The 5,698-nt window shown below is 59.1% G+C and carries 7 protein-coding genes and 2 pseudogenes; 7 read left to right on the plus strand and 2 right to left on the minus strand.

Annotation, left to right across the window (positions count from 1 at the left end):
• Positions 1–485 precede the first annotated feature (485 nt).
• Both SO139_RS45220 and SO139_RS45225 read left to right on the plus strand, forming a co-directional pair.
• On the plus strand, positions 486–647 hold the full coding sequence (locus SO139_RS45220) for a DUF2934 domain-containing protein (protein ID WP_474804970.1): 162 nt from the start codon (positions 486–488) through the stop codon (positions 645–647).
• A 47-nt stretch (positions 648–694) separates the two neighbouring features.
• On the plus strand, positions 695–1,021 hold the full coding sequence (locus tag SO139_RS45225) for a VOC family protein (RefSeq protein WP_474804958.1): 327 nt from the start codon (positions 695–697) through the stop codon (positions 1,019–1,021).
• 628 nt (positions 1,022–1,649) lie between these two features.
• Here SO139_RS45225 and SO139_RS45230 read toward each other — a convergent pair.
• Entirely contained in the window at positions 1,650–1,808 is a 159-nt protein-coding gene (locus SO139_RS45230) for a hypothetical protein (RefSeq protein ID WP_474804960.1), read from the minus strand.
• Positions 1,809–2,401: 593 nt separating this feature from the next.
• Positions 2,402–2,720, minus strand: a pseudogene (locus tag SO139_RS45235) (IS66 family transposase); the annotation flags it as partial.
• A gap of 73 nt (positions 2,721–2,793) precedes the next feature.
• Here SO139_RS45235 and SO139_RS45240 point away from each other — a divergent pair.
• The 5 genes and pseudogenes from SO139_RS45240 to SO139_RS45260 form a co-directional block, all read left to right on the plus strand.
• Positions 2,794–3,243, plus strand: coding sequence for a hypothetical protein (locus SO139_RS45240; RefSeq protein WP_474804962.1), 450 nt, complete (start codon positions 2,794–2,796; stop codon positions 3,241–3,243).
• 549 nt (positions 3,244–3,792) lie between these two features.
• On the plus strand, positions 3,793–3,987 hold the full coding sequence (locus SO139_RS45245; RefSeq protein ID WP_474804964.1) for a hypothetical protein: 195 nt from the start codon (positions 3,793–3,795) through the stop codon (positions 3,985–3,987).
• Between the two features lie 494 nt (positions 3,988–4,481).
• Entirely contained in the window at positions 4,482–4,652 is a 171-nt protein-coding gene (locus SO139_RS45250; protein ID WP_474804966.1) for a hypothetical protein, read from the plus strand.
• Positions 4,642–5,307, plus strand: coding sequence for a recombinase family protein (locus SO139_RS45255; RefSeq protein ID WP_498542073.1), 666 nt, complete (start codon positions 4,642–4,644; stop codon positions 5,305–5,307). The genes SO139_RS45250 and SO139_RS45255 overlap by 11 nt, the downstream gene beginning before the upstream one ends.
• Positions 5,226–5,498: pseudogene (locus tag SO139_RS45260) on the plus strand (recombinase family protein); the annotation flags it as partial. The gene SO139_RS45255 and the pseudogene SO139_RS45260, both read left to right, overlap by 82 nt.
• Between the last annotated feature and the right edge of the window lie 200 nt (positions 5,499–5,698).

The following is a 5,698-nucleotide window of genomic DNA, read 5'->3' on the forward strand; positions in this document are numbered from 1 at the left end:
GCCGCCTGGAGCGGTCGCTTAACGCCTCAAGCCCGTGCTCCTTGTAGCGATCGAAAATCTTGTAGCCGGTCTTGCGGTCGGCCGTTTTGGTTTGCCCGAAGTAACATGTCTTCCGTTTGTCCAAAAGTGAACGTAACGCGTCTGGGACGATTAGGGCGCCGCTCAGCTGGCGGCCTCTATCTTTAGCCGCCTCCGAGCCATCACATCTAAACCGTGGGTCGGAGTTCAGTCCGGCGCTTCACGTTTCCCTGGGCAGTCACAGCTCGTATCGATCGCCGTTCTTCCTCTGCCAGCCGCTCGAAGTACAAATGACTCGCTGCAGAGTTGCGAGCCCGAGTCGTCGAGGCCGAGCGGAACATTGCTTTCCAACTTGAAGCCTCCATTCCGAAACTTCATCGCAAACCGCACGACGGGCCGTTTCCTTGGAACCGTGTCCATGTCGGCACGTTTTTGCAACGCCGGATCCATGAAGGGAGGCGAATGTGGTGGCCAACCTACCTGAAGAAGACATCCGCCAAAGAGCGCATGAATTGTGGAAGGCTGCTGGGCGCCCGGAAGGTCGAGAAGAGGAATTTTGGCTTGAGGCCGAACGGCAATTGAAGGGCGAGCTGATAAAGCACGAGCTCAAAACGCCAGATACCTTGTAGGTCTTGCGGCCCAAACAGAGCCGGCAGCTTCACGATTGGCACTACGGATGATCCATCACGTCTCGATTGGCAGTAACGACATAAATCGAGCGCGCGCATTCTACGATCCGCTCATGGCACTCATTGGCCTTCGGTTGCTTAAATATTCCGAATACTCGCTCCACTACGGAGTGTCCGGCATCATCTTCAGTGTCGAGACACCCGTGAATGGTAGGCCCGCCAGCGCTGGTAACGGAGCCCACATCGCTTTCCAGGCCCCCAACCGGGAAACTGTTAGGCGCTTTCATGCGACGGCGATCTCCAATGGCGGCAGCGAGGAGGCGCGCCTGGGTTCCGCGAGAACTACAATGCAAATTACTATGCTGCGTTCGTAATCGATCTCGATGGAAACAAGATCGAGGCAGTAACCTACACGGCGAGAGAAAGCTTCGGCCTTGGTGATTGAAGAACGATCCTAAGTCCCTGATAGCAACGTGCGGGGTTCAGTCCACGAATGCGACCGCGAAACTATTGCGGTTCGCCACGAACTCGGAGTGAGATCCGTGTGGGTGCCTGAACATGAATGGCGCGCGCGAAAACGTTTTGCACAGGCGCCGGCGCAGTCGCCACGCCGCCCGAGGGCGAACGCGCTGGCCCCGACGTCCAGAGGAGCGGTCTTCGGAGCCGGTGCCCTCTATCAGGCGTTCCCACCTATCGAAGCCTGACGAATCTTGCCGCGGCTCGAGCTCTACTCCCACGCCCAAGCACACAAGCTGGCTCAACATTGTCGAGATCAGCACCGACGACCCAGAGCGATTGCGCCGCGGCGACAGCTTTGCCATGTCCTTTCATGCTTTCGTCGTGAGGAAGCCGAGACCTGATGCGGTCCCGACACCGGCTTGGACTTGGTCCCCAATCGCAATTGAACGTCGTCCAAGGCGAACAGCGGCCCTTGCACATTACGCGCGGACACCACCGAGACTAGCCGCAAACGCCAAGACCGAGGCCGACTTACAGGATGTCTTACTTCTTGAGAATGCCGATATCGGTGTTGCCCAAGTTCTTCATGGCGCGTTCAGCGGCGGGCGTATCCACCGCGTTGTCATGCGATGGTGGAGGCTGAGCAACTGAGGAAGCATCCACGTCGCCGCCGTTCGCTGAGTGGCTGAGCGGGTTGCCCACATTGGGATCCGAGGACCTCGCAGTGCCACTTATAGTATGCCCGGTCGATAGGGTGCCGCCCGCATAACCTGGGGAGCCGGTGGCCGCAGCTCCGCTCGCCGCCGAGCCGCCACTGCTCGATCCACCCGCACTCTGGGCCAAGGCGAGCGAAGAGCCGCCAACGAGTAAGATCAAGATAAGGGCGATGTGGTTCACAGAACGGTCCTCTACATGAATAACCGCTCAATGAGTTGGACGTCCGATAGTTCCGCAGGGCTTACCGCTCTCCCGGCCACCATGTTGACAGCGGATCGCTCGCGGAAATCTTCGTCCGTCGAAGCGCGACCAGTGGCTTCGCTTGTTCGGATATGCCACTTATGTCCTTCACTGATGCGGACCGTACATTAGATCTGCCGCTCACGCTTTTCGGTAGCAGGCGAGCCTTCTCCACGGTTGGTCGCGATTTGCTGGGCGAGTATGAGCATTTCCAAAATCGCCCCGGATGAGTTTTTTTGACTGGCTCCATTCGCTACAAATCTCGCCTGGCCGCCAAGATCGAGTATGTCGACCGGAGCCGCAAGCTCATGGCGTTTCGCTGGCGCGGCACCACTTCTGCCGCAACATTCACAAGCCGTAGGCCCGTCGATCACCACCCGCTCCCTGGGCAGGTGCTCGGGGAAGGTCTGGCGCTCAGCACGCTTACGCGTAAATCCACGCACCGCTTTCGGCACAGTCCGCTCGGCCGCCAATTCGTCCTGGGTGGCGTCGGCTTTCCAGCTCTTCGAACGTCAGTGCCAACTGCTCGATCAGCCGCGCCGAACGTTCCGACCGTTGCCCTAGATGCTGCTGGGCGATCAGCGCTTCGTTTTCCGACGCTTTCGCGCGGGCGACCGCGAGCTCGGCGGAGATCCCGTGTTTTTGCCGGTACGCCACTACAAAGCGTGCATGAGGAACTTTATAGGCCGGTTACGCTTTGCCAGCGAGCGTGCATGCGTACGGGCGAGCGATGTCCAGTTGGTTCAAGCCAGATAATCAACGGAAAAAGATCCGAGAGGATCGGAAATACCTCGAGCTAAAGGCTCGCCGCCTTTTACAAAGTTACCTAACCGCCGATGGTCGGCAAAAGCAGCAATACTATCAGATGATCGCCGGAGCGGCTGCGGCATGTCAGCCAGAAGTTTCTGATCCGAGTTTAGATAATAAGAAGTTCGCTGAACTGAGCGCAGAGGCAGCCATGAAGGTGGTAAAACACCGTGTTCGTCAAGGACGGGATAAGCACGATCACTCTGCCGTACTGATCACGGACGCCTACGCAACAGTGGCAATTGCATATCGCCGGGCGGCTGCCGCCTACACAGCTGACAAAGAAATGGAGAAACTCGGGACTGCTGCTGTGCACTTGGTCACCATAGCGAATTCATTCATGAATGCTCAGTTAGAGCAAACGCCTCCCTAATTGTTGCCATTAAGCTCGGTCCGTCGAGCTGTGGCTCACTCACCGACGCAGTAAACCTCGCACGGACCATTTTCCCTAAGCTGGTCGTAAGGCGTTCCTTGTAGTTTCTTGGCCAACAGAAAAGAGGGATGGCAATGGGCAAGGCGAACTCGGATGGTGTTTTCTATCCGAGTTGCGAGTGAGGTCGCGTATCCCTTGTAGGCGCCTCAACCCAGTGAAGGGCGGTTGGCTCCTAAAATGCTTCGACGATTAGTCTCGTAAATTGTCTCACTCGACGGCCGCTACGCGCAGGCGACCGCTGCTCCAGCCCAGGGAGGATGCAAAATCCCGAGCGAGGGATTGTGTCCGATTGTCTGATCGGGTTGCGTTGTGTTTTGCGTGCGGCACACAGCTCCCGAACGGATTTGGCTTTACTCGACGGCGACAAGTAGGCGGACATACGTCGCACTCTCGTGCAGCTCCAGCCGCGCTCAACCGCAAACTTGATGCCGGCGCCGAGAGGCCGCTGGCCTTCAGGCTGTAGAGGGTCGGGGCGTTGATCTTTTCGATATGGATGCGGCCGTCCTGGACGGGCTCGACGCTGCTGGCGATTTCAATGAGCTTGCGGGCGGCGGCTTCGGGTTCGGCGAAGGGACGTTCGGCGGTGAGTTTCATGAAGCAGCCCTAGCGCGAGTCGCGCTTGGGAAGATGCTCATCATGATCGACCCACTGCTGATCTTCCCCCGAAAAAATGGACAGGGTTAAGCTGCTTTTAGCTCCATCTCGATCGGGCTGAGATATCCGATGGCCGAGTGGCGACGTGTTCGATTGTACAACAAGGTTTAAGAACGCCCACAGGACCGTTTTTCGCGAGGTACTTTATCGGCATCATCCTTGGTTTGGTCGCCGAGTTTGCGTTCATAGGGCCGTCGACAAGGCTGATGATGTGGTTTTTCGCTGCGCCCTGGACGAGTCGCAAGCAGATCGTTGGCTGGAAGTTCCAGCATGGATGTTCGACCGGACGGCATGCTATGACGCCGAGCTTCTGACAGCTCAGCCGTTTGTCAGCATCGATGCACTTGCGGCGCTTTCTGCGCTTCTCGATCTGGCGGTGAAGGATCGAACGCCATCAGCTGCCCCGCTTTCTGGCGCGTCCAGAGGCTCTCACGACCAGAATCGGAGAGCGGCTCATGTCAAGCCAGACGGCAATGTCACGGAGCGGACACCGACACAATCGACAACCGCGGTCGCAGCAACAGATGGATCTGTTCGGGAACGGCGTGTCGAACGGCGCCGTCGGCGCACCGGCATGGTCGGAGCTGCCGGCAGAAGCGCGGGCGGCGCTGACAAGTCTAATGATGCAGTTGATCCTCGACCATGCTGCGATGACAGCGACGCTGCGCGCGAAGGAGGTCGGTCATGATCTCTGACAAGGTCAGGCCTCATCATCTGGCGCGGAAGGCGCTTCTTTACGTGCGTCAATCCTCAGCGCATCAGGTGTTGCACAATCGCGAGAGCAGCGCGTTGCAATACGCCATGCGGGAGCGGCTGACGGCGCTCGGATGGTCAGAGATCGAAGTGATCGATGATGATCTCGGTCGTTCGGCTGCCGGCAGGGTACAACAACGCGCCGGCTTCGAGCGGATGGTAGCGGAGGTTTGCCTCGGTAAGGTTGGTGCGGTCTGCGCGCGCGAGGTCTCGCGGTTCGCTCGCAACAGCCGGGATTGGCAGCAGCTCATCGAGATGTGCCGCGTGGTCGATACCGTTCTGGTCGATCAGGAGACCATCTATGCGCCAAGGCACGGCAACGATCGCCTGTTGCTCGGGCTCAAGGGCAGCCTAAATGAGTACGAGCTGGATCTGTTGCGCCAGCGCTCGCTCTCGGCCCGCTACGAGAAGGCGCGCCGGGGCGAGTTGGTTGTAGCGGCGCCGGTGGGCTTCGTGAAGTCCGGCGACCGTTATGAGAAGATCCGGATCGGCGGGTCCAGGAGGCGATCAAGCTGGTGTTCGACAAGGTCGAGGAGCTGGGCAGCGCGCGACAGGCGCTCTGCTGGCTCCACGAGTACAATCTCGATCTGCCGGTGAAGCAGACCAACGGCGACACGGCCTGGCGGCGACCGAGCTACTCCGCCATCCACCGGATCATTGAGAACCCGGTCTACGGCGGCGCCTATGCCTATGGTAAGACGGCTGTGGCGGCGGGATACGGCGCCAAGGGCGTGAGCGTGAAGATCCGCCGCAAGGCGCGGAACGAATGGTTGGCGCTGAAGCCCAACACCCACGATGGGTACGTGAGCTGGGAGAGGTTCGAGGCGATCCGCACCATGGTCAGCAGCAATGTTCCCACCGGTCGGCATCACGGCGCGCCCAAGCATGGTGACGCGCTGCTGGCGTTCTCGCTGACGCAGATAGGCGCGCAGAGTTGCAATCTCGGCATCGGGCCGGAAGCTGCCGCGTAACAGGCCATAGGAATGAA

This window comes from Bradyrhizobium sp. UFLA05-89 (assembly GCF_059803475.1).